22 protein-coding genes are annotated in these 23,374 nt (G+C 71.0%); 11 read left to right on the plus strand and 11 right to left on the minus strand.

Translation table 11 applies throughout. The features are described 5' to 3' along the window. Window positions 1-88 precede the first annotated feature (88 nt). Window positions 89-1,210: an alpha/beta hydrolase-fold protein gene (locus tag ACIQMX_RS38355; RefSeq protein ID WP_363071604.1), complete on the minus strand. Its 1,122-nt coding sequence runs from the start codon at window positions 1,208-1,210 to the stop codon at window positions 89-91. A gap of 140 nt (window positions 1,211-1,350) precedes the next feature. Here ACIQMX_RS38355 and ACIQMX_RS38360 point away from each other — a divergent pair, with 140 nt between their 5' ends. The 6 genes from ACIQMX_RS38360 to ACIQMX_RS38385 all read left to right on the plus strand — a co-directional run bounded on the left by ACIQMX_RS38360 (window position 1,351) and on the right by ACIQMX_RS38385 (window position 6,313). Then, on the plus strand, window positions 1,351-3,192 hold the full coding sequence (locus ACIQMX_RS38360; RefSeq protein WP_363071606.1) for a phosphatidylglycerol lysyltransferase domain-containing protein: 1,842 nt from the start codon (window positions 1,351-1,353) through the stop codon (window positions 3,190-3,192). Window positions 3,193-3,285: 93 nt separating this feature from the next. Beyond that, the gene (gene folP / locus ACIQMX_RS38365) at window positions 3,286-4,083 is read left to right on the plus strand and encodes a dihydropteroate synthase (protein ID WP_363071742.1); all 798 of its coding nucleotides are present in this window, start codon (window positions 3,286-3,288) and stop codon (window positions 4,081-4,083) included. Beyond that, window positions 4,080-4,562 (plus strand): nuclear transport factor 2 family protein, encoded by a 483-nt coding sequence (locus tag ACIQMX_RS38370; RefSeq protein ID WP_363071608.1) that lies wholly within the window; start codon window positions 4,080-4,082, stop codon window positions 4,560-4,562. Before folP ends, ACIQMX_RS38370 begins: the two co-directional genes overlap by 4 nt. A gap of 210 nt (window positions 4,563-4,772) precedes the next feature. Continuing rightward, a complete protein-coding gene (gene folB, locus ACIQMX_RS38375; protein WP_328894785.1) occupies window positions 4,773-5,132 on the plus strand; it encodes a dihydroneopterin aldolase in 360 nt (119 codons plus the stop codon). Further along, window positions 5,129-5,740 carry a 2-amino-4-hydroxy-6-hydroxymethyldihydropteridine diphosphokinase gene (folK, locus tag ACIQMX_RS38380; protein WP_363071610.1) on the plus strand — a complete coding sequence of 204 codons (612 nt, stop codon included), beginning with the start codon at window positions 5,129-5,131 and terminating at the stop codon, window positions 5,738-5,740. Before folB ends, folK begins: the two co-directional genes overlap by 4 nt. 90 nt (window positions 5,741-5,830) lie before the next feature. Beyond that, complete coding sequence (locus tag ACIQMX_RS38385; RefSeq protein ID WP_402485234.1) at window positions 5,831-6,313, plus strand: DUF3180 domain-containing protein; 483 nt, start codon at window positions 5,831-5,833, stop codon at window positions 6,311-6,313. 162 nt (window positions 6,314-6,475) lie between these two features. On the opposite strand, the gene folE is transcribed toward ACIQMX_RS38385, so the two are convergent. The 6 genes from folE to dacB form a co-directional block, all read right to left on the minus strand. Beyond that, on the minus strand, window positions 6,476-7,081 hold the full coding sequence (gene folE / locus ACIQMX_RS38390) for a GTP cyclohydrolase I FolE (RefSeq protein WP_093547466.1): 606 nt from the start codon (window positions 7,079-7,081) through the stop codon (window positions 6,476-6,478). A gap of 185 nt (window positions 7,082-7,266) precedes the next feature. Then, window positions 7,267-9,291, minus strand: a complete 2,025-nt coding sequence (ftsH, locus tag ACIQMX_RS38395; RefSeq protein ID WP_363071614.1) for an ATP-dependent zinc metalloprotease FtsH — start codon at window positions 9,289-9,291, stop codon at window positions 7,267-7,269. A 194-nt stretch (window positions 9,292-9,485) separates the two neighbouring features. Beyond that, entirely contained in the window at window positions 9,486-10,025 is a 540-nt protein-coding gene (hpt, locus tag ACIQMX_RS38400) for a hypoxanthine phosphoribosyltransferase (RefSeq protein WP_037777945.1), read from the minus strand. A gap of 96 nt (window positions 10,026-10,121) precedes the next feature. Beyond that, complete coding sequence (tilS, locus tag ACIQMX_RS38405) at window positions 10,122-11,213, minus strand: tRNA lysidine(34) synthetase TilS (RefSeq protein WP_363071616.1); 1,092 nt, start codon at window positions 11,211-11,213, stop codon at window positions 10,122-10,124. A gap of 201 nt (window positions 11,214-11,414) precedes the next feature. Continuing rightward, window positions 11,415-12,548: a zinc-dependent metalloprotease gene (locus tag ACIQMX_RS38410; RefSeq protein WP_363071618.1), complete on the minus strand. Its 1,134-nt coding sequence runs from the start codon at window positions 12,546-12,548 to the stop codon at window positions 11,415-11,417. A gap of 49 nt (window positions 12,549-12,597) precedes the next feature. Next, complete coding sequence (gene dacB, locus ACIQMX_RS38415) at window positions 12,598-14,103, minus strand: D-alanyl-D-alanine carboxypeptidase/D-alanyl-D-alanine-endopeptidase (protein ID WP_402485240.1); 1,506 nt, start codon at window positions 14,101-14,103, stop codon at window positions 12,598-12,600. A gap of 86 nt (window positions 14,104-14,189) precedes the next feature. Between dacB and ACIQMX_RS38420 the strand changes: the two genes are divergently transcribed. Together ACIQMX_RS38420 and ACIQMX_RS38425 are read left to right on the plus strand one after the other, a co-directional pair. Further along, window positions 14,190-14,684, plus strand: coding sequence for an inorganic diphosphatase (locus ACIQMX_RS38420; protein WP_123525235.1), 495 nt, complete (start codon window positions 14,190-14,192; stop codon window positions 14,682-14,684). A 142-nt stretch (window positions 14,685-14,826) separates the two neighbouring features. After that, window positions 14,827-16,524 carry a threonine/serine exporter family protein gene (locus tag ACIQMX_RS38425; protein WP_402485243.1) on the plus strand — a complete coding sequence of 566 codons (1,698 nt, stop codon included), beginning with the start codon at window positions 14,827-14,829 and terminating at the stop codon, window positions 16,522-16,524. Window positions 16,525-16,554: 30 nt separating this feature from the next. On the opposite strand, the gene ACIQMX_RS38430 is transcribed toward ACIQMX_RS38425, so the two are convergent. After that, entirely contained in the window at window positions 16,555-17,265 is a 711-nt protein-coding gene (locus ACIQMX_RS38430; protein WP_363071624.1) for a VTT domain-containing protein, read from the minus strand. A gap of 148 nt (window positions 17,266-17,413) precedes the next feature. Between ACIQMX_RS38430 and ACIQMX_RS38435 the strand changes: the two genes are divergently transcribed. Beyond that, window positions 17,414-17,779 carry a YbjQ family protein gene (locus ACIQMX_RS38435; RefSeq protein ID WP_363071626.1) on the plus strand — a complete coding sequence of 122 codons (366 nt, stop codon included), beginning with the start codon at window positions 17,414-17,416 and terminating at the stop codon, window positions 17,777-17,779. A 47-nt stretch (window positions 17,780-17,826) separates the two neighbouring features. On the opposite strand, the gene ACIQMX_RS38440 is transcribed toward ACIQMX_RS38435, so the two are convergent. Further along, on the minus strand, window positions 17,827-18,585 hold the full coding sequence (locus tag ACIQMX_RS38440) for a MerR family transcriptional regulator (RefSeq protein ID WP_363071628.1): 759 nt from the start codon (window positions 18,583-18,585) through the stop codon (window positions 17,827-17,829). Between the two features lie 135 nt (window positions 18,586-18,720). Between ACIQMX_RS38440 and ACIQMX_RS38445 the strand changes: the two genes are divergently transcribed. Continuing rightward, a complete protein-coding gene (locus tag ACIQMX_RS38445) occupies window positions 18,721-20,007 on the plus strand; it encodes an ion channel protein (RefSeq protein WP_363071630.1) in 1,287 nt (428 codons plus the stop codon). A gap of 131 nt (window positions 20,008-20,138) precedes the next feature. Then, entirely contained in the window at window positions 20,139-21,563 is a 1,425-nt protein-coding gene (locus ACIQMX_RS38450) for a glutamate decarboxylase (protein WP_363071744.1), read from the plus strand. Between the two features lie 64 nt (window positions 21,564-21,627). Here ACIQMX_RS38450 and ACIQMX_RS38455 read toward each other — a convergent pair whose 3' ends face one another. After that, window positions 21,628-22,419, minus strand: coding sequence for an ABC transporter permease (locus ACIQMX_RS38455; RefSeq protein ID WP_363071632.1), 792 nt, complete (start codon window positions 22,417-22,419; stop codon window positions 21,628-21,630). Then, complete coding sequence (locus ACIQMX_RS38460; protein ID WP_402485247.1) at window positions 22,416-23,366, minus strand: ATP-binding cassette domain-containing protein; 951 nt, start codon at window positions 23,364-23,366, stop codon at window positions 22,416-22,418. The genes ACIQMX_RS38455 and ACIQMX_RS38460 overlap by 4 nt, the downstream gene beginning before the upstream one ends. Between the last annotated feature and the right edge of the window lie 8 nt (window positions 23,367-23,374).

The raw sequence follows: 23,374 nt of genomic DNA on the forward strand, positions 1-23,374 counted from the left end.
CGCCGCGTGGGGACGGACGCGCCCCACCGCCGCGCCCGCGCCCAGCTCCCGCCGGACGGCCCACCGTGGGATCCGGCGGGACCTGCGCTCAGTTCTCGCTGAGCCGGCTGCTCATCCATTCCAGGGCCGCGGGGATCTCCCTGCGCCAGGTGTTGAAGTTGTGCCCGCCGCTGTCCAGCACGATGGACGAGACCCGCGCGGGCCCCTTCACCTTGGCCACGAACTTCCGCGTGGCGGCGTAGTTCGCCTCGCCCCGGCGGGATGTGGTCACCAGGAAGGACGACGCGGGCTGCGGCAGGTGGTCCAGGGACCACAGCAGATCGGCGCGCTCGCGCGCCCGCCGGTCGCCGTGGAAGAGGTCACCGGTCGTCGGGTCCTCGGCCGCCTTGTAGTACGCGGAGAGCCCCGCGCTCGCCGCGAAGCGTCCCGGATGGTGCAGGCCGATCTTCAGAGCGCAGTAGCCACCGGTCGAGTTGCCGATGATCCCCCAGTTACGGGCGTGGTGCCCGACCCGGTACGCCGCCGAGACGACGCTCGGCAGGTCCTCCGCGAAGAAGGTCTCGGTCTTCGGACCGCCCGCTATGTCCACGCACTCGGTGTCCCGCGGCGGCGCCACGGTCGGCCGCAGCATCACCAGGATCATCGGCTGGGAGCGGCCCGCCCGCACCCGTCCGAGTGATGTCTTGGGGTAGTCGAGGCCCTTGATGAGGTTCTCCGCAGTGCCCGGGTATCCGGTCAGCACCACCACCGCCGGGAACTTCCGCCGGGCGTAGGCCTCCTGGAAGTACTCCGGCGGCAGGTACACATAGGCCGAGGTCTGGATCCCCGAGCTCCGGCCCGCGATCACGACCTTGTCGATCCGCCCGGCCGAGGCGGGACGGGAGCCTCCCGGCACATCGGGCCGCCGCGTCCCCACCCGGACGATGTTCTTCTCCGCCAGGGTCCCCCGGGCATGGTCGGTCACCACGCCCAGATCCTGCTGCCGGCCGAACAGGTCGGCCCAGGAGCCGTAGAAGAGGAACGAGTTGTTGGCCATCAGCCCGACGGCCACGAAGACCGCCACCTGCGTCGCCAGCAACAGACCCACCCTGCCGAACACCACGGGAACGCTGCGCCGGGCGAGCCCGGGCCAGCACCAGATCGTGACGGCGAACAGCACGACGGCCAGCGTGATCGCCAGGATCAGCACTGCGTTGCCGGTAAGGCCCATGACGGTAGAACTTTCTTGTCAGGAAATTTCCGGGTGCCGGGTGAACCCACGGGCCGGAAGCCTCGTCCTAGAGGTCGCACATCGTCCGCAGGGCTCCGGCCGACGGACTCCAAGAATCTCTCGCGGAACCACGGGAAGCGATGTCTGTCACGCTAGATGGGGATAAATCGGGATCGGTTCCGAATGGTGTACGCAAGTTGGTACACGGACCGCGGCCCGAGACCGTGCCGGCACTCGTCGGCGCCGCCTGCACCGCCGTCGGCCTGATCGACGTCGCCGCGGGTGTCTTCCCGCGCTTCCGGCACAGCCGGATGCACACCCTCGCCGAGGTGCTCCCCGGCGCCCTCGGCCCCTTCGCCGCCGCGCTCTCACTGAGCGCCGGTGTCCTGCTGCTGCTCCTGGCCCACGGCCTGAAGCGCCACAAGCGCCGGGCCTGGCGGGCCGCCGTCGTCCTGCTCCCGGCCGGTGCGGTGGCCCAGTTCACCTACCGGCACTCGGTCCTGGGCGCCGTCGTCTCGCTGACGCTGTGCTACCTGCTGGTGCGCCACCGGAGTGAGTTCGCCGCGCTCCCCGACCCGCGCAGCCGTTGGAGGGCACTGGCCAACTTCGTCCTGCTCGGCGCGGGATCGCTCGGACTCGGCCTGGTCATCGTGAGCGTCCACCCGGGCCGTCTGGTCGGGAACCCCGGCATCGCGGACCGGCTCCAGCACGTGCTGTACGGGCTGTTCGGCTTCGAGGGCCCGGTCGACTACGCCGGGGACACCTCCTGGACCGTGGCCTACTCACTGGGCGCGCTCGGCCTGCTGACCGCCGTCACCACGATCTACCTCGCCTTCCGGCCCGAGCACCCGGCCGCCCGTCTCACCGAGGACGACGAGGTCCGGCTGCGCGCCCTGCTGGAGCGGCACGGCCGCCGCGACTCGCTGGGGCACTTCGCGCTCCGCCGCGACAAGGCCGTGGTCTTCTCCCCCAGCGGCAAGGCCGCCGTCTGCTACCGCGTGGTGTCCGGGGTGATGCTGGCCAGCGGCGACCCGATCGGCGACGTGGAGGCCTGGCCCGGCGCCATCGAACGCTTCATGGACGAGGCCAGGGCGCATTCCTGGACCCCCGCCGTGATGGGCTGCAGCGAGACCGGCGGCGAGGTCTGGACCCGCGAGACCGGACTCGACGCCCTGGAACTGGGCGACGAGGCGGTGGTGGACGTCGCGGATTTCTCGCTCGCCGGACGCGCGATGCGCAACGTGCGCCAGATGGTGAAGCGCATTGAGCGCGGGGGGTACCGGACGCGGGTCCGGCGCGTCGCCGACATCGGCGAGGCCGAACTGGTCCGCATCCGGCGGGCCGCCGCCGACTGGCGCGGCACCGACACCGAGCGCGGCTTCTCCATGGCACTCGGCCGGATCGGCGACGGCGCCGACCAGGACTGCTTCGTCGCCACCGCCCACAAGGCCGGGGAGCAGGACGCGGACTCCCCGTACGGCGATCTGAAGGCCGTGCTCCACTTCGTCCCGTGGGGCACCGACGGCATGTCCCTCGACCTGATGCGCCGCGACCGCGCCGCGGACCCGGGGATGAACGAGCTGCTGATCGTCGCCTCCCTGCAGGCCGCGCCCCGGCTCGGCATCGCACGCGTCTCGCTGAACTTCGCGATGTTCCGCTCCGCGCTGGCCCGCGGCGAGAAGCTGGGGGCCGGGCCGGTGCTGCGGGTCTGGCGCGGGCTGCTCGTCTTCCTGTCGCGCTGGTTCCAGATCGAGTCCCTGTACAAGTTCAACGCCAAGTTCCGGCCCCGCTGGGAGCCCCGGTTCGTGGTCTACCGCACCGCCCGCGACCTGCCCCGGATCTCGCTGGCGGCCATGCAGGCGGAAGGATTCGTCAGCTTCGCGCTCCCCCGCCCGCTGGCCCGCCGGCTGCCGGCCGGCGGGCGGCGCCCGTGCCCGCACGTGCGGGCCTCCACGGGGGAGCACGGTGTCCGTCCGGCGTGACCGGTCCCCGTACGGGCCTACGCTGGTCGTATGAGTACGTTGCATGGACGAGGCACGGTGCAGGGCCTGCCGGAGTGGGACCGCTGCGCGGTCATGGGTGTCGTCAACGTGACCCCGGACTCCTTCTCCGACGGGGGCCGCTGGTTCGACACCACCGCGGCCGTCAAGCACGGCCTCGACCTGGTCGGCGAGGGCGCCGACCTGGTCGACGTCGGCGGTGAGTCGACCCGCCCCGGCGCGAGCCGGGTGGACGAGTCGGAGGAGCTGCGGCGCGTGGTCCCGGTGGTCCGCGGCCTGACCTCGGAGGGGGTAACGGTCTCCGTGGACACCATGCGGGCCCGGGTCGCCGAGCAGGCCGTCGCCGCGGGAGCGGTCCTGGTCAACGACGTGAGCGGCGGGCTCGCCGACCCGGACATGGTGCCGGTCGTCGCCGCCGCCGAGGTGCCGTTCGTCGTCATGCACTGGCGCGGCTTCAGCGAGTCCATGAACAGCAGGGCGGTGTACGGGGACGTCGTCGCCGAGGTCGTCGAGGAGCTGCGGGTCCGGATGGACGCCGTGGTCGCCGGGGGTGTCGCCCCCGAACGGATCGTGATCGACCCGGGCCTCGGTTTCGCCAAGGACGCCGCCCACGACCTGTCGCTCATCGCCCGGCTGGACGCGCTGCACGGCCTCGGCCGCCCGCTGCTGGTCGCCGCGTCGCGGAAGCGGTTCCTGGGGCACGTACTGGCCGGTGAAGCCGGAGCCCCGCCGCCCGCCCGCGAGCGCGACGCGGCCACCGCCGCGGTCTCCGCGCTCTCCGCCCGGGCCGGTGCCTGGGCCGTCCGGGTCCACGAGGTGCGGGCCACCGCCGACGCCGTCCGGGTCGCCCGCGCGGTCGAGGGAGCCGCGTGAACGAGCCGCAGGACGAGCAGACCTCCGCCGCCGACGACATCGAGGCGGTCGAGCGGGCCAACACCGCCTTCTACGAAGCCATGGAGCGCGGCGACCTCGACGAGCTGACCGGGCTCTGGCTGCCCGGGGAGGACCTCACCGTCTCCTGCGTCCACCCCGGCTGGCCGGTGCTCACGGGACGCGGCGAGGTACTGCGCAGCTACGCCCTGATCATGGCGAACACCGAGTACATCCAGTTCTTCCTGACCGACGTCGGGATCTCGATGACGGGCGACACCGCCCTGGTGACGTGCACCGAGAACATCCTCAGCGGCGGTCCCGCCGAGGAGGGCAGCTCCCTGGGGCCGCTCGTCGGCCAACTGGTCGTCGCGACCAATGTGTTCCGCCGCACTCCGGACGGCTGGAAGCTCTGGTCCCACCACGGCTCGCCCGTACTGGCCGAAACCGGTGAGGAAGAGGACGAAGACTCCCCGTCCTGAACGGCTGCAACGCCGCTGTGCGCCCGAAAGGCAGCTCGCGGGATTGGAACCGGGCACATCGGGGTATCAGCGGCTACCTGTCCCGTACCGCCATGTCCACAGCCCCGCGGGGCGGGACTGTCGGCGCTCGCAGGTAGATTCGGAAATGGGTACGCGGCCGCCCGCACGTGGCTCCGTGCCCCGTCGACAACAACAGCAGGAGTGATTCGCGTGGATCGTGTCGCGCTGCGCGGCCTCAAGGCCCGTGGGCACCATGGCGTCTTTCCCCGGGAACGGGAAGAGGGACAGACGTTCATCGTGGACCTGGTGCTCGGCCTCGACACCCGCCCCGCGGCAGCCGCGGACGACCTCACCAGGACCGTGCACTACGGCGTGGTCGCCGAAGAGGTCGTGGCCGTGGTCCAGGGCGAACCGGTCGATCTGATCGAGACGCTCGCGGAACGCATCGCCCAGCAGTGCCTCAAGCACGAAGGCGTCGAGGAGGTGGAGGTCGTGGTCCACAAGCCGGATGCGCCCATCACCGTCCCCTTCGACGACGTCACCGTCACCATCACCCGGAGCCGAGCATGACTGCATTTTCTACCGAGGGGCAGAGCGACCCGACCGTACAGCCGGTTCCCGCCTCCGTGGTCGAGCAGGTGGACGCCGCGGACATGACCCTCTCCAACCCCAAACGCGCCGTGATCTCCCTGGGCTCCAACCTGGGCAACCGCCTGGAGACCCTCCAGGGCGCCATCGACGCCCTGGAGGACACCCCGGGCCTCCGGGTCAAGGCCGTCTCCCCCGTGTACGAGACGGAGCCATGGGGCGTCGAGCCCGGCTCCCAGCCGTCGTACTTCAACGCGGTCGTCGTCGTGAAGACGACGCTGCCCCCGTCTTCCCTGCTGGAGCGCGGCCAGGCCATCGAGGAGGCCTTCGACCGGGTACGCGCGGAGCGCTGGGGGCCGCGCACCATCGACGTGGACATCGTCGCGTACGCCGACGTCGTCTCCGACGACCCGGAGCTCACCCTCCCCCACCCCCGGGCCCGCGAGCGCGCCTTCGTGCTCGCCCCGTGGCACGACGTGGATCCCGAGGCCCAACTGCCCGGCGCCGGCGCCGTCGCCGCTCTGCTGGCCGGTGTGGGACGCGACGGCGTACTGCCCCGGGCCGACCTGGAACTCCGGCTGCCCGAGTAGTCGTTAGGCTCGAAGGAAACAGCAGGACATCCACAGGCCGGAACATCCACCGGCCTGGACATCCACAGGCGGCGAAGGGCGGCTCACCCGGTGAAGCAACTACGGCTCGGAGTACTGGCCGGCCTCTTCGCCGGGGCCGGGGTGCTGTCCTGGGCCGGAGCCCGCCTCTGGGACTCCCTCGGCACCCTGCCGAGCGTCCCGCTGTTCGCCCCCGTCGTACTCGCGGTGATCGCCGTGGTCCTGCTGGCGACGGCGCTCTCCCTCCGCTCCCGGCTGCGCGCCCAGCGCGAGCGCCGGCCGGGCGCGAAGGGCGTCGAGCCCTTGATGGCGGCCCGTGCCGTGGTCTTCGGCCAGGCCAGCGCCCTCGTCGTCGCCCTGGTGGCCGGGATGTACGGCGGCATCGGAGTCTTCCTGCTCGGCTCCCTGGACATCCCGGCCCGCCGCGACCAGGCCATCTACGCGGGCTTCGCGGTCCTGGCCGGCATCGCGGTGATCGCGGCGGCCCTGTTCCTGGAGCGGGTCTGCAAGCTCCCGGACGACGAGGACGACAACAAGAACGCGGCGGCGGCGTAGACCGCCGCCGCCCGTTCCGCAGCCTGCTTGTGCCGCCCGTTCTCCGCATTCCGCAGCCTGCTCGTGCCGCCCGTTCTGCCCGTTCGCAGCCTGCTTGTGCCGCCCGTTCTGCCCGTTCGCAGCCTGCTGGTGCCGCCTGTTCTGCCCGTTTCCCGCCCGGCGTCAGCGCGCCATGATCAGGCTCATGGCCTCGGCGCGCGTCGCGGGGTCGCGGAGCTGTCCGCGCACCGCCGAGGTCAGGGTCTTCGCCCCGGGCTTGCGGATCCCGCGCATCGACATGCACATGTGCTCGCACTCCACGACGACGATGACGCCGCGCGGCTCCAGGATCTCCATCAGGGACTCGGCGATCTGCGTGGTGAGCCGCTCCTGGACCTGCGGCCGGCGGGCGTAGACGTCCACCAGGCGGGCCAGCTTCGACAGGCCGGTGATCTTGCCGCTGGTCGCCGGGATGTACCCGACGTGCGCCACTCCGCGGAACGGCACCAGGTGGTGCTCACAGGTGCTGAACACCTCGATGTCCTTGACCAGCACCATCTCGTCGTGGCCCAGGTCGAACGTGGTCGTCAGGACGTCCTCGGGCTCCTGGTGCAGGCCCGCGAATATCTCCTTGTACGCCCGCGCCACCCGCCCCGGCGTCTCCCGCAGCCCTTCCCGGTCCGGGTCCTCCCCGACGGCGATGAGCAGCTCGCGTACGGCCGCCTCGGCCCGCTTCTCGTCGAACTCGCCGATCGAACCCTGGCCGTCCAGCGTCACCGGGTCGGTCATCTGTGCCTCGTTCCTCAGAGCTGTCACTGCGTGGACATCCACGCAGGTGTGGGGCCTGTCCGGGAATCGGGGTCGGACAGCCCCAAGGGAAAAGCCGCGCCCCCACAGGCTAAAACCTGGGGGGCGCGGCATCCATTCCGGGCCCGGTGAAGCCCCCGTGACAGGGGCCACACCGGGGTCGGTGTCTAGCTCTCGGGACGCTCCTCGGGGATCGCCTCGGTCACCGGAACCGTGTCCGTGACCGAGCCGTTCGCCGTGGTGGCGCCGTTGGTGAGGGCGAGCTCCTTCGGCGAGAGCACCGGCGGCCGGGTGGACGGCGTGCGCCGGGCGGAGCCGGTCCACGCCGGGCGGGCCGGACGCTTGACGATCGGAGCGAAGATCTCGGCGATCTCCGCCTTGCCGAGGGTCTCCTTCTCAAGGAGCTGGAGAACCAGGGCGTCCAGAACGTCGCGGTTCTCGACGAGGATCTCCCACGCGTCGTTGTGCGCGGTCTCGATGAGCTTCTTGACCTCTTCGTCGACCAGCGCGGCGACCTCTTCCGAGTAGTCGCGCTGGTGGCCCATCTCGCGGCCCACGAACGGCTCGGTGTTGTCGCCACCGAACTTGATCGCGCCGAGCCGCTCCGTCATGCCGTACTGCGTGACCATCGCGCGGGCCGTCGCCGTGGCCTTCTCGATGTCGTTCGCAGCGCCGGTCGTCGGGTCGTGGAAGACCAGCTCCTCGGCCGCGCGCCCGCCCAGCATGTAAGCCAGCTGGTCGAGCATCTCGTTGCGCGTCGTGGAGTACTTGTCCTCCTCCGGGAGCACCATCGTGTAACCGAGGGCGCGGCCGCGGGAGAGGATCGTGATCTTGTGGACCGGGTCCGCCTGAGGTGAGGCCGCCGCGACCAGGGCGTGTCCGCCCTCGTGGTACGCGGTGATCTTCTTCTCCTTCTCGGACATGATCCGGGTCCGCTTCTGCGGACCCGCCACGACGCGGTCGATGGCCTCGTCGAGCATGTTGTTGTCGATCAGCTTCTGATTGCTGCGCGCCGTCAGGAGCGCCGCCTCGTTCAGCACGTTCGACAGGTCGGCACCGGTGAAACCGGGCGTACGACGGGCAACGGCGCCGAGGTCGACGTCCGGTGCGACCGGCTTGCCCTTCTGGTGGACCTTGAGGATCTCCAGACGGCCCAGCATGTCCGGCCGGTCGACCGCGATCTGCCGGTCGAAACGGCCCGGGCGAAGGAGCGCCGGGTCGAGGATGTCCGGACGGTTCGTGGCGGCGATCAGGATGACGCCACCCTTCACGTCGAAGCCGTCCATCTCGACGAGCAGCTGGTTCAGCGTCTGCTCGCGCTCGTCGTGGCCGCCGCCCATGCCGGCACCGCGGTGCCGTCCGACAGCGTCGATCTCGTCGACGAAGACGATCGCCGGGGCGTTCGCCTTGGCCTGCTCGAAGAGGTCACGGACACGGGAGGCACCGACACCGACGAACATCTCGACGAAGTCGGAGCCGGAGATCGAGTAGAACGGGACGCCCGCCTCGCCGGCGACGGCGCGTGCGAGCAGCGTCTTGCCCGTACCGGGAGGCCCGTACAGCAGGACGCCCTTGGGGATCTTGGCGCCGACGGCCTGGAACTTCGCCGGCTCCTGCAGGAACTCCTTGATCTCGTGGAGTTCCTCGACCGCCTCGTCCGAGCCCGCCACGTCGGCGAACGTCGTCTTCGGGGTGTCCTTGGTGATCAGCTTGGCCTTGGACTTGCCGAACTGCATGACCTTGGAGCCGCCACCCTGCATCTGGTTCATCAGAAACAGGAAGACGACCACGATGAGGACGAACGGCAGCAGCGAGAAGAGGATCGAGACGAACGGGGACTGCTTCGACGGCGAGACGGTGTAGCCGTTCTCGATGTCACCGCTCTCGAACTTCTTCTGCAGCGTATCGGCGAGCTCGACGCCCTGGTTGCCGATGTAGCTCGCCTGGAACTTGCTGCCGGACTCGCCCGAGAGCTTCTGACCCTTTTTCAGCTCGATCTTGATGATGTGATCGTCACCGGTGGTGAGCTTGGCCTCATCCACCTGGTTCTTACTGATCGCCTGGATCACCTTGCCGGTGTCCACCGTCTTGTAGCCGCCACCCGAGCCGACGACATTCATCAACACGACCACGGCGAGGACGGCCAGCACGATCCACATGACCGGCCCACGGAAGTATCGCTTCACGTCCATCCATACGGAGCGAAGTCGCCCCGTCCCTCCTGCCCGTAGGTAAATGCTGCTGTGAGTAAAGACTGTTCTTCGGACGGTACCCCAGCATTGTCACCGACGACCGTCGGGGACGTCTGTCAAACCGGCCTTCGAAGGCTCAACGGCGGGAAATCGGTGAGGGTTCCCCGCCGCCGGGGCGGGTTCGCCGTGCCGCCTCAGCCGCCGTACACGTGCGGGGCGAGGGTGCCGACGAAGGGCAGGTTGCGGTACTTCTCCGCATAGTCCAGCCCGTAGCCGACGACGAACTCGTTGGGGATGTCGAAGCCGACCCACTTGCAGTCGAGCGCGACCTTCGCCGCGTCCGGCTTGCGCAGCAGGGTGCAGATCTCCAGCGATGCGGGCTCGCGCGAGCCCAGGTTCGACATCAGCCAGGACAGCGTCAGGCCCGAGTCGATGATGTCCTCGACGATCAGGACGTGCTTGCCCTTGATGTCGGTGTCGAGGTCCTTGAGGATCCGGACGACACCGGAGGACTGGGTGCCCGCGCCGTACGACGAGACGGCCATCCAGTCCATGGTGACGGGGGTGGACAGCGCGCGCGCCAGGTCCGCCATGACCATCACCGCGCCCTTGAGGACTCCGACGAGGAGCAGGTCCTTGCCCGCGTACTCCGCGTCGATCTTCGCGGCCAGCTCGACGAGCTTCGCGTCGATCTCTTCCTTGGTGAGGAGCACCGACTGAAGGTCGGTGCCCATGTCCTTCTCGTTCACCCGCGTCTCTTTCTTGCCTGCCGGTCCGGGACGGTGCCCGGGCCTGCGCGGCCGCTCGCCTGCATGTCAGCCGCTTGTACGTCAGCTCTGCCGAATCACCAGTCTGCCACCCTGGCGCAGGGCTTCGACGCGGCCGGGGAGGTTGATGGCCTGCTGGCCGCGCCAGCCGGTGATGAGGCGGTCGACTTCCTCGATGTGCCGGGCGAAGAGGGATCCGGCCGGGGAGCCCGCCTCTATGGCCGCGCGGCGCAGGACGCGGCGGCGGACGGCGGGAGGCAGCGCGTGCAGCTTGGCGCACTCCAGCCGGCCCGCGTCGTCGCGTACATCACGTCCGGCCTCGGCGGCCCAGGTGTCCAGGGCGTCGGCGTCGTCTCGGGAGAGCTGCGCCGTACGGGCCAGTGCCTCGACGACTCCTTTGCCCAGCGCCTTCTCCAGGGCGGGCAGGCCCTCGTGGCGCAGCCGGGAGCGGGTGTAGGCGGGGTCGATGTTGTGCGGGTCGTCCCAGACGGGCAGGGACTGGGCCATGCAGGCCGTGCGGGCGGTCTGCCGGTCGAGTTGGAGGAAGGGACGGCGGTAGCGGCCGGCCGGTCCGGAGGCGGCGGCCATGCCGGAGAGGGAGCGGATGCCGGAACCGCGGGCGAGGCCCAGCAGCACCGTCTCCGCCTGATCGTCGCGGGTGTGGCCGAGCAGGACGGCGGCGGCGCCGTGGCGCTCCGCGGCGGCGTCCAGCGCCGCGTACCGGGCGTCGCGGGCGGCGGCCTCGGGCCCGCCGTCGTGGCCGACCCGCACGGCGACGGCCTCGACCGGGTCGAGGTCCATGGCGGTGAGGCGGCCGACGACCTCGGTGGCGCGGGTGTCGGAGCCGTTCTGAAGGCCGTGGTCGACGGTGATGCCACCGGCCCGGACGGCGAGTTTCCGGGCCTCGAAGGCGAGGGCGGAGGCGAGCGCCATGGAATCGGCGCCGCCGGAGCACGCGACCAGGACCAGGGGGGTGTCGGGACGTTCGGGAAGTGCGGAGCGCCGGCTGCCCGTCCCGGCTTCGGCGAGCTCGGGATGCAGGGCGCGGGGGGCGCGCCCGGTGCGTTCGGCCTGTTCGGCGCAGTCGGTGATGATGTCGTGGAGTACGCGGCGGACCGCCAGGCGTATCGCCGCGACCGCAGGATGGGGACCCATGTCCGGTGCCCTTCGTGAAGTTCTGGAGAGGTGCCTCCGAGTGGCGGGACAGAGAAAAGTGCCGTCACTCAGAGTGCGTCGATGGTGACAGAGCAAACCCGTTCATCGAGCATTGCACGCCTTCCCATGCCCCTACGGTCCCTCGGATGGGTGATTACCGGCGCGTTGCCCTCGGGTCCCGGGCCTGTGCGCGAGCCGTGATCATGACTCTGCCTTACGGTGCACCCTCGCGATCCAGTCCTCCGGTCTGGCGATCTCCGCCTTGGTCGGGAGGGTGTTGGGCGAGGTCCAGACCCGGTTGAAGCCGTCCATCCCGACCTCGTCGACCACGGCGCGCACGAACCGCTCGCCGTCGCGGTACTGGCGCAGCTTGGCGTCGAGTCCCAGGAGCTTGCGCAGCGCCTGGTCGAGGCGGCTCGCGCCGCGCGCCCTGCGCTGCTGGAACTTCTCCCGGATCTCGCCGACGGAGGACACGACCTCGGGGCCGACGCCGTCCATCACGTAGTCGGCGTGTCCTTCGAGCAGGGACATCACCGCGGTGAGCCGGCCGAGGATCTCGCGCTGGGCGGGCGTCTGGACGATCTCGACGAGGCTGCGGCCGCCGTCCTCGCCCTCCTCGCCCTCGGGCCGGCCTCCGGCCAGCGACTGGGCGGCCTCGCGGAGCCGTTCGAGCACCGTCATGGGGTCGACGTCGGTCTCGTCGAGGAATGACTGGATCTCACCCTGCAGATGGTCGCGGAGCCAGGGCACCGCGGTGAACTGCGTGCGGTGGGTCTCCTCGTGGAGGGCGACCCAGAGGCGGAAGTCGTGCGGGTCCACCTCCAGCTCCCGCTCGACGTGGACGATGTTCGGCGCGACCAGCAGGAGCCTGCCGCCGCCGTCGGCCGAGGCCGGCAGCTCACGGGTGGCGGGGGCGAACGTCTCGTACTGACCGAGGACCCGGGAGGCCAGGAACGACAGCAGCATCCCCACCTCCACACCGGTCACCTTGGAGCCGACCGCGCCGAGCACGGCACCGCCCGCGCCACCGCCGCGCCGCTCCTCCATCTTCTCCAGGAGGGGGCGCAGCAGTTCCCGGAAGCCCGCGACGTTCGCCTTGATCCAGCCCGCCCGGTCGACGACCAGGACCGGGGTGTCCTCCGGTTCGGCCCCTTCCGGAATCATCCGGGTGAAGGAACGGACGTGTTCCTCCGCCGCCTTGGCATGCCTGCGCAGCTCCGCGACGACCTCGCGGGCCTCCTCGCGGCTGATCTCGGGACCCGGGCGCACAAGCCGGGTCGCGGTCGCGACCGCGAGATTCCAGTCGACCATCCCGGCACCACCGATGCTCGTCATGCGTCAACCGTACGTGCTCTGCCCTTGATGCGGTGAGGTGTTGAGCCGGTCATCGCCGTCCGGCGGCCAGTGCGGTCGCGAGTGCGTCGAGTGCGGACTGGGCCTCGGAAGGAGCGGTGGTTCCCGACGCGAGGAAGGCGAAGGCGAGCAGCCGGCCGTGGGGGTCGACGACCGTGCCGGAGAGGCTGTTGACGCCCGTGAGGGTGCCGGTCTTGGCGCGGATGAGCCCGGTGCCGCCGGATTTCGTGGTGTAGCGGTCGCTGAGCGTGCCGCTGAAGCCGGCGACCGGGAGACCGGTGAGGACGGAGCGCAGCTCCGGGTGCTCCTGGTCGGCCGCGCGGGCCAGGAGCCCGGCGAGCAGCGCGGCGGTGACCTTGTCCTTGCGGTTGAGTCCGCTGCCGTCGGCGACGGCCACGCCCTTCAGCGGCAGGCCCAGCTTCTTCAGCTGCCCGGTGACGGCCCGTCGGCCGCCCTTGAAGTCGGCCGGTTCGCCCGTGGCGAGCGCGGTCTGCCGGGCGAGTGCCTCGGCGATGTCGTTGTCGCTGTTGGTCAGCGCGCGCTCGACGAGGGCGGACAGCGGGGCGGACAGGTGCCGGGCGACGGGCCGGGACTTCGCCGCCGCGCGGCCGGGGGCGGCACCGTCCCCGATGTCGATCCCGGCCTCGTCCAGCAGTTCACCGAAGGTGTCGGCGGCGTCGCGGGCCGGGTCGTCGCTGCGCGGGGCGGGTCCGCTGGAGGTGTCGTCGAGCCGCCCTTCGTTCATCATCAGGGCGCTCACGGGCGCGATGTTCTCGTTGGGGCCGATCGGGTGAAGTGCGGGTCCCGAGTAGCCGGAGGTGTCGTACCGCAGCCGTACCGAGCGGACGCCGCCGTCCTTGAGGGCGCGGGCCGTGTCGCCGGCCAGGGAGCGCAGGGCCGCCCGGTCGAGGGTGGGGTCGCCGCCGCCGACCAGCGTCACGGTGCGCAGATCGGCGGTGGCCCGGGCGGTGGTCGGGATGCGGTGGGCCGGGCCGAGGGCGGTCAGGGCCGCGACCGTGGTGGCGATCTTGACGGTGGACGCGGGCGTCATGGGGGTGTCGGCCCCCAGCCCGTACAGCCGTTTGCCGGTGGCCGTGTCGATGACGACGGCACTGCGCCGGGTACCGAGTGCCGCGTTCTTCAGCAGCGGGTCCAGCAAGGCGCGGAGTCCGGCCGTTGCTCCGTCCGGGGCGGCGGCGGTGTCCGGTGCGGGCTTGTCGGCACCCGTGCCGAGTGCCGCGAGCACGGCCGGGGCGCTGGGCGCCGGGGCGGGCTCGGCGGGGGCGGCGGGCTCGTGATGTGCGCCACCTGTACGGTCCCGGGCAGCCGCCCAGTCCTGCTCGGCCTTACGCTGACCCGAGTCCCAGGGACCGGCGGCGAAGGCGGCGCCGGCTGCGAGCGCCAGGCCCAGGGCAGCGGAGACGGCCGTGAACTGCCGGTTGCTCAGTCCTCCGCGCATGCCCAGCCGGTCCGCGAGTGCCGTCCTGGTCTGTGCGGAGAACGGATTGATCGACGGTCTTTTCACCGGCTCGGCCACCGTTGACCAGCCCCTTTCGCGAGCACACAACTCCGTGGGGGACACTTAACCATCAGTCGTATGTGTTGATCATGGAGGAGCCACCCGTGGAGTTCGACGTCGTTATCGAGATCCCGAAGGGTTCGCGGAACAAGTACGAGGTGGACCACGAGACCGGTCGGATCCGCCTGGACCGTCGACTCTTCACCTCGACCAGCTACCCGGCCGACTACGGCTTCGTCGAGAACACCCTCGGCGAGGACGGCGACCCGCTGGACGCGCTGGTCATCCTGGAGGAGCCGACCTTCCCCGGCTGCCTCATCAAGTGCCGCGCGATCGGCATGTTCCGGATGACGGACGAAGCCGGCGGCGACGACAAGCTGCTGTGCGTGCCGGCCTCCGACCCCCGGGTGGAGCACCTGCGCGACATCCACCACGTGTCGGAGTTCGACCGCCTGGAGATCCAGCACTTCTTCGAGGTCTACAAGGACCTGGAGCCCGGCAAGTCCGTCGAGGGCGCCGACTGGGTCGGCCGGGTCGAGGCCGAGGCCGAGATCGAGAACTCGTACAAGCGCCTTGAGGCGCAGGGCGGCGCGCACTGACGTTCCGCTTGCGCGTTCTGAGCAAGCTGCCGGGCGGCACACCTTCACGGGTGTGCCGCCCGTTCGCATGACCGCCCATAGGCGTGGCCATACTGGGCAGGAGTGCGGCCGAAGACGCGCAGCCGACGAGGAACGAGGTCGAGTGGTGGCGGAACCGGGCGGTCCCGATGACCAGAAGCCCCAGTCCGACGAGGCGCGCAGCGCCTTTTCACAGCCCGCCGGGGTCGACAAGTCCCCGTCGCCGCCGGAGGACGACCATCCGACGTCCGAGTTCTCGCTGCCGACCGGTGTGACACCCGAGCCACAGGGTCCGGCGGCCGGCCCGGGGACGGGTTCCGCTTCCGGATCGGACACGATCGGTTCCGCTTTCGCCCCGCCGAGCACCTACGACGCCCGGAGCTCGCCGCCCGCGTTCACGCCCGCGCACGGCATCCCGATGATCCGGCTGACCAAGGAGGCCCCTTGGCAGGACCGGATGCGCACGATGCTGCGGATGCCCGTCGCCGACCGCCCGGCGCCGGAACCGGTCCAGCGGCACGACGACGCGGGCCCCGCCGTGCCGCGCGTGCTCGACCTGACCCTGCGTATCGGGGAGCTGCTGCTCGCCGGCGGTGAGGGCGCCGAGGACGTCGAGGCGGCCATGTTCGCGGTGACCCGCAGCTACGGGCTCGACCGCTGCGAGCCGACCGTCACCTTCACGCTGCTGTCGATCTCGCATCAGCCCTCGCTGGTCGAGGACCCGGTGACGGCGAGCCGGACCGTGCGCCGCCGCGGCACCGACTACACCCGGCTGGCCGCGGTCTTCCGGCTGATCGACGACATCACGACCGTGGAGGGCGAGGTCTCGCTGGAGGAAGCCTACCGGCGCCTCGCGGAGATCCGCCGTAACCGGCATCCGTACCCCGGCTGGGTGCTCACCATGGCCGCCGGCAGTCTGGCGGGCGCGGCATCGGTGCTGGTCGGCGGTGGGCCGCTGGTGTTCGTGATCGCCGCGCTCGGCGCGATGCTCGGTGACCGGCTGGCCTGGCTGTGTGCCGGACGCGGGCTGCCGGAGTTCTACCAGTTCGTCGTGGCGGCGATGCCGCCGGCCGCGATGGGCGTGGCGCTGACCCTCACCCACTGGTCGGACGTACGGCCGTCGGCGGTGATCACCGGTGGGCTGTTCGCGCTGCTGCCGGGGCGGGCGCTGGTCGCGGGGGTGCAGGACGGCCTGACCGGCTACTACATCACCGCGTCGGCGCGCCTGCTGGAGGTCATGTACTTCTTCATCGCGATCGTCGCCGGGGTGCTGCTGGCTCTCTACGGGGGGCTTCAGCTGGGTGCCGAGCTGGATCCGGAGGCGCGGCTGATCTCCCATGACCGGCCGGTGACGCAGATCCTGGCGTCGATGGTGCTGACGCTGGCCTTCGCGATCCTGCTCCAGCAGGAGCGGTCCACGGTGCTGGCGGTGACGCTCAACGGCGGCGTGGCCTGGGTCATCTACGGGGCGATGGCACGGACGGGCCATCTCTCCGCAGTGGCGGCCACGGCCGCGGCTGCCGGGCTCGTCGGGCTGTTCGGGCAGTTGTTCTCGCGCTACCGCTACACCTCGTCGCTGCCGTTCATCACGGCCGCGATCGGTCCGCTGCTGCCCGGCTCGGCCACGTACTTCGGTCTGCTGGGTGTCGCGCAGAACGAGCTGGACCGGGGGCTCGCCTCCCTGTCGACCGCGGTGGCGACGGCGCTGGCCATCGCGATCGGGGTCAATCTGGGAAGCGAGATCTCCCGGCTGTTCATGCGGGTGCCGGGGGCGGTCGGCGGAGCGAACCGCCGCGCGGCCAAGCGGACGCGCGGCTTCTGACGGGGGCCTGCGGGCTGACCGGGAGCGGCGTCAGCGCTTGGCGTGGCGGCCACCGCGGCGGCCTGCGGCCGCGCTGCCACCGGCGGCCGGGTCCTCGTCCTCGCCCGACGCCATTTCCTTCTTCGCCTTGCTGCGGGCGCGCAGGAACTCGATGCCGATCGGCACGACCGAGATCAGCACGATCAGGACCAGCATCGCCTCGATGTTCTTGTGGACGAACTCGATCTGGCCGAGCCCCGCGCCGAGGAGCGTCACGCCGACGCCCCACAGGATTCCGCCGATGATGTTGAACGTGATGAACGAGCGGTAGTTCATCCGGCTGACACCGGCGATGATCGGCGTGAACGTGCGCACGATGGGCACGAAGCGGGCCAGGATCAGCGACTTCGGCCCGTACTTCTCGAAGAACTCGTGGGCCTTCTCGACGTTCTCCTGCTTGAAGAGGCGGGAGTCCGGGCGGTTGAAGAGCGAGGGGCCGACCTTGCGGCCGAACAGATAGCCCACCTGGTCGCCGATGATCGCCGCCAGGGCGACCAGCACGCAGACCAGCCACAGCGGCGTGTCCAGCTTGTCCGTCGTCACCAGCAGACCCGTGGTGAACAGGAGCGAGTCGCCGGGCAGGAAGAACCCGATCAGCAGCCCGGACTCGGCGAAGACGATGACCAGCACACCGATCAGCCCGAACTGCCCGATGAGGTGGTCCGGGTCCAGCCAGCTCGGTCCGAGCGCAAGCGTATTCAAGGGTCCGGGCTCCAGGATGTGGTCGATGGCGGCTGCGTGGCCGCCCAAAGCTATCAACGCCGCAGACCCCCTCCCGGTTCCACTGGCCCCCGTGGAGATGCACACAGGATGAACCAGGGCAAAACTCGGTCCCAGGAGGTGCCACACCATGGGCATTGAGGATTACGGCGGCGGCCAGACGGCACAGTCCGATGTGCTGGTCGTCACCACCAATGACGTACCCGGCCACCAGGTGACGCAGGTCATCGGCGAGGTTTTCGGCCTGACGGTCCGGTCGCGCCATCTGGGCAGCCAGATCGGCGCCGGACTGAAGTCCATGATCGGCGGCGAGCTGAAGGGGCTGACCAAGACGCTCGTCGAGACCCGCAACCAGGCCATGGAGCGACTGGTGGAACAGGCGCGGGCCCGCGGCGCCAACGCGGTGCTGATGATGCGCTTCGACGTGACCGAGGCGGCGGACGTGGGCACGGAGATCTGTGCGTACGGCACCGCAGCGGTGATCAGCAGGAACTGAACGGCGTACGGGGGCGGGGCGCCCCGCCCCCGTACGCGTGACGCCCGCTACTCCCGGCGCTCCGCGTTGGCGTCGATCGCGTCGCGCAGGTGCTCGGCAAGCCCCGGCCGCATCGAGTCGTAGAACGCCTTGAACTGCGGATCGGCGACGTACATCTCGCCCAGTCCCCGGTGGATCTCCGTCGTGCACTCGTAGAACCAGGTCGTGATGTGGAGCCGGTGCTCCTCGGCGAGGTCCATCGCCCGCGCGCCGGTGGCCGGCTCGCCGTCCTCCATGAGCGCGTCGTAGCGCTCGCCCCAGGAGGTGACCTCGGCCTGCATCCGCTGCCAGTCCTCCTTGGTGTAGCGGGCGGCCCGGCGCTGCGACTCGGCGTACGTGTCGCTGCCGCCCCAGCGGCGCTCGGCCTCCTCCGCGTATCGCTCCGGGTCCTTGTCGCCGAAGACCTCGAACTTCTCCTCGGGCGTGAGGTTGATGCCCATCTTCCGTGCCTCCATGGCTGTCTCGACGGCCGTGGCCATCCGCTGCAGTTCGGCGATCCGGTGCGACAGCAGCGCGTGCTGGCGGCGCAGATGCTCCTGCGGGTCCGCGTCCGGATCGTCGAGCAGTGCGGCGATCTCGTCGAGCGGGAAGCCGAGCTCCCGGTAGAACAGGATCTGCTGCAGCCGGTCGAGGTCGGCGTCGTCGTAACGCCGGTGGCCCGCGTGGCTGCGCCCGCCGGGCGAGAGCAGCCCGATGCCGTCGTAGTGGTGCAGCGTGCGCACCGTGACCCCGGCATACCCGGCGACCTGTCCCACGGAGTGCTCCATGGCTCCCCGCTCCTTCCCTGTGCTCGGTACGTGTCCGAGCCTCGGCCCTGACGTGACGTGAGGTGCAAGCCGAAATACCGCAGACGCTGGACCATTTGAGGAGTTATAAGGCTTTTGCGTCGCTATGGTGAGCCGATGGCCACCGAATCCGCCGCCGGTTCCCCGGTCTCCGCCGAACCGGCCCCCGCGCGCCGCCTGCTGATGCTCATCGTGCCCGCACTGGCCGTCGGCGTGGTCTCCGCCCTCGTCCTGCTCGGCGTCAGCCTGCTCGCGGAGCAGTTGCAGGACGTCCTGTGGGAGACGCTGCCCGACGCCCTGTCGATCGGCCGGTACTCCTCGCTGTGGATGATCGTGATGCTCACCGCGATCGGCCTGGTGACCGGACTGGCCATCCGGACGGTGCCCGGCCACGCCGGACCCGACCCGGCGACCACGGGGCTGGTCGACCCGCCCCTGCCGCCGGCCGTGCTGCCGGGGCTCCTGATCGTGACGGTCCTGGCGCTGGCGGGCGGGGTCAGCCTTGGTCCGGAGAATCCGATCACCGCCGTCAACATCGCGCTGGCCTGCTGGGCGGGCCGCCGGTTCGCACCGAGCGCCCCGGCCCAGCTCTGGCTGGCGCTCGCCGCGGCGGGCACCATCGGCGCACTCTTCGGCACCCCGGTCGCCGCCGCGCTGATCCTCACCGAGACGCTCGCCGGCACCCCGGGCCAGGGTGCACTCTGGGACCGCCTCTTCGGGCCGCTCGCGGCGGGCGCCGCGGGAGCGCTCACCATGACGCTGGCCGCCCACCCCAGCTTCGACCTGTCGCTGCCCGAGTACACCGGGGCCGACTGGGGCGACCTGCTCTCCGCCGTCGTGATCGCCGCCGCGGGCGCGCTGCTCGGGCTGGCGGCGGTGTACGCCTTCCCCTACGCCCACCGCGCCTTCCTCGCCCTGCGGCACCCGGTCCTGGCCATGACGGCGGGCGGGCTGATCCTCGGCCTGCTCGGAGCGCTGGGCGGACACCTCACCCTGTTCAAGGGGCTCGACGAGGTGAAGGTGCTCGCCGCCGATCCGGACGGCTGGTCGGCGGGCGAGTTCGGGGGCATGGCGGTGGTGAAGACCGCGGCCCTGATGATCGCGGCCGCCTGCGGTTTCCGGGGCGGCCGGATCTTCCCGGCGGTGTTCTGCGGCGTCGCGCTCGGGCTGTGCGCGCACGCCCTGGTCGACGGGGTCCCGCTGGCTCTCGCGGTGACGTGCGGGGTGCTCGGCATCCTGCTCGCCATCACCCGGCAGGGCTGGCTCAGCCTGTTCACGGCGGCCGTACTGGCCTCCGACATGACCCTGCTGCCCCTGCTCTGCGTCGCCACGCTCCCGGCCTGGCTGCTCGTGACCGGGCGGCCGCTGATGCAGCTGCGCGCGGACGGCACGCCGCTGCGCTGAGGCGGGCGATGCGGCCGGGCGGGCGGGTGTCCGGCGCGCCGGACCTCTCCGGCATCCGTATCGTCAGAGATTGTCCGTATAGCCGGATTCATTCCGTCATGTCGGCGACAGCCGAGAAGGGCAGGTCTGCGATGGCGCTCCACAAGGGCTCCGCACACGGCACCGAACCGTCCGACCCGCGACGCCGGCTCGCGCTCAACCCGTTCTTCGGGGAGGCCGACCCGACCGCCGGGATGGAATCCGCTCCGCCCCGGCACAGACTGCCGGACGGACCGCTGCCGCCGGCCACCGCCTACGGACTCGTCCACGACGAGCTGATGCTCGACGGCAACTCGCGGCTCAACCTCGCCACCTTCGTCACCACCTGGATGGAACCCCAGGCGGGTGTCCTGATGGGCGAGTGCCGCGACAAGAACATGATCGACAAGGACGAGTACCCGCGTACCGCCGAACTGGAACGGCGCTGCGTGGCGATGCTCGCCGACCTCTGGAACGCCCCCGACCCCGCCACGGCCGTCGGCTGTTCGACGACCGGGTCCAGCGAGGCCTGCATGCTGGCCGCCATGGCGCTCAAACGCCGCTGGGCGGCCAAGAACGCCGACCGCTATCCGGCGACCGCCCGGCCCAACCTGGTCATGGGCGTCAACGTGCAGGTCTGCTGGGACAAGTTCTGCACGTTCTGGGAGGTCGAGCCGCGGCTCGTCCCGATGGAGGGCGACCGCTTCCATCTCGATCCGCAGGCCGCCGCCGATCTCTGCGACGAGAACACGATCGGGGTAGTCGGCATCCTCGGCTCCACCTTCGACGGCAGCTACGAACCCATCGCCGAGCTCTGTGCGGCCCTCGACGCCCTCCAGGAGCGCACCGGCCTCGACATCCCCGTCCATGTCGACGGCGCGTCCGGCGCGATGGTGGCGCCGTTCCTGGACAAGGACCTGGTGTGGGACTTCCGCCTCCCCCGGGTCTCCTCGATCAACACGTCCGGGCACAAGTACGGCCTGGTCTACCCGGGCGTCGGCTGGGCCCTGTGGCGCTCGCCCGCCGAACTGCCCGAGGAACTCGTCTTCCGGGTCAACTACCTCGGCGGCGACATGCCCACCTTCGCGCTGAACTTCTCCCGGCCGGGCGCCCAGGTCGTGGCGCAGTACTACACCTTCCTGCGGCTGGGCCGGGAGGGCTACCGGGCCGTACAGCAGGCGTCGCGGGACGTCGCGACGGGGCTGGCTGCGAAGTTCGAGGAGCTCGGCGACTTCCGGCTGCTCACCCGGGGCGACCAGCTGCCCGTCTTCGCGGTGACGACCAAGCCGGAGGTGACGGCGTACGACGTCTTCGACGTGTCACGCCGGCTCCGCGAACGCGGCTGGCTGGTGCCCGCGTACACCTTCCCGGCCAACCGCGAGGACCTCTCCGTGCTGCGGATCGTGTGCCGCAACGGCTTCTCGTCCGACCTGGCGGAGCTGCTGCTGGAGGACCTGCGCCTGCTGCTGCCCGAGCTGCGCGGCCAGGACCACCCGCTGAGCGCCGAGCACGGCCCGGCGACGTCGTTCCACCACTGAGCGGCTGCGCCCTCCGGCCCCCGCCCGTGAACGCCGGGCGGGGGCCGGAGCCGTACGCCCCCCGTCAGCGGCTGAGCCGCGCGAACCGCCGGACCGCCAGCGGGAAGAAGACGGCCAGCAGCACCAGCGGCCACGCGACCGCCAGCAGTCCGGCATGGCCGGCGGCCCAGGAGTCCCCGCCACCGCCCGGGTTGCCGAACAGGTCGCGCACCGCCGTGGCCGTGGCCGACATCGGGTTCCATTCGACGACCGCGCCCAGCCATCCCGGCATCGACTCCGGCACCGCGAAGACGTTGGACAGGAAGCCGACCGGCCAGACCAGGATCTGCACCGCCTGCACCATCTCCGGCCGCCCCGCCACCAGCGCCAGCAGGATGCCCAGCCACAGCATCGCGAACCGCAGCAGCAGGAGCAGCCCCACGGCCCCCAGCGCCGCGAGCGGCCCGTGGTGCCAGCGCCAGCCGATCGCGTACCCCACCCCGGTCATCACGGCCAGCCCGGCCACCGACTGGAGCATGTCCGCGACGGCCCGCCCGACCAGCACCGCGCCGGAGGCCATCGGCATCGAGCGGAACCGGTCGACGACGCCCTTGTCGAGGTCCTGGGTGACCGCGAGCATGGTCGACTCCAGGCCGAAGGCCATGGTGAGGGCGAGCATGCCGGGAACCAGGTAGTCGGTGGTGTCCCCGTCGACCCCCCGGCCGCCGCCGACCAGGTAGTTGAACATCAGCAGCAGCATCACGGGGAAGACCAGCCCCACGACGACCTGCACGGGCTGCCGTGCCCAGTGCGCCAGTTCGCGCCGGGTCATGGTCCAGGAATCGACTGCCGCCCAGCCCGCCGTACTCATACTCATACCGTCACCTCCACGTCGTCCTGACCGCTCCCCGTCAGGGACAGGAACACCTCGTCCAGCGTCGGGCGGCGCACCGCGATGTCCTCCGCCTCGATACCCGCCTCCTCCAGGACCCGTACGGTCCGCGACAGCGTCGCCATCCGGTCCCCCGCGGGTGCGCCGACCAGCCGCCGGTCCGGGTCCTTCACCGCTCCGCCCACGAGCAGGGCGGCCGCCCGGTCCAGTTGCGCGCCGTCGCGGACGACGACGTCGATCCGGTCGCCGCCCACCCGCGCCTTCAGCTCGTCGGCCGTGCCCTCCGCGGCGACGCGCCCGCCGTCGACCAGCGAGATCCGGTCCGCGAGCTGGTCGGCCTCCTCCAGGTACTGCGTGGTCAGCAGTACGGTCGTGCCGCTGCCGACCAGGGCCCGCACGGCCGCCCACACCTCGGCCCGGCCGCGCGGGTCGAGACCGGTCGTCGGCTCGTCGAGGAAGAGCACCTCCGGATCCGTGATCAGCGAGGCGGCCAGGTCGAGCCGCCGCCGCATGCCGCCGCTGTACTCCGCGACCGCCTTGCGGCCGGTGTCCGCGAGACCGAACCGGTCCAGCAGTTCGTCCGCCCGGGCTCCCGCCCGGCGTGCGCCCAGGTGGTACAGCCGCCCGAACATCTCCAGGTTCTGCCGCCCGCCGAGCTGTTCGTCCACCGCCGCGTTCTGGCCGAGCAGCCCGATCCGGCGCCGGACCTCTGCCGGCCGCTGCCGCACGTCGTGCCCCGCCACCTCGACACGGCCCTCGTCGTACCGCGACAGCGTCGACAGGATGCGGACCGCGGTGGTCTTCCCCGCCCCGTTCGGGCCGAGTACCGCCTGCACGGTGGAACGGGCGACCCTGAGGTCGAGGCCGTCCAGCGCGCGCTTCGTGCCGTAGCGCTTGTGCACTCCTTCGACGACGATCGCGTCGTCAGACATCGCCACAC

The sequence above is a fragment of the Streptomyces sp. NPDC091416 genome (genome assembly GCF_044756845.1).
Taxonomy (GTDB): Bacteria; Actinomycetota; Actinomycetes; order Streptomycetales; family Streptomycetaceae; genus Streptomyces.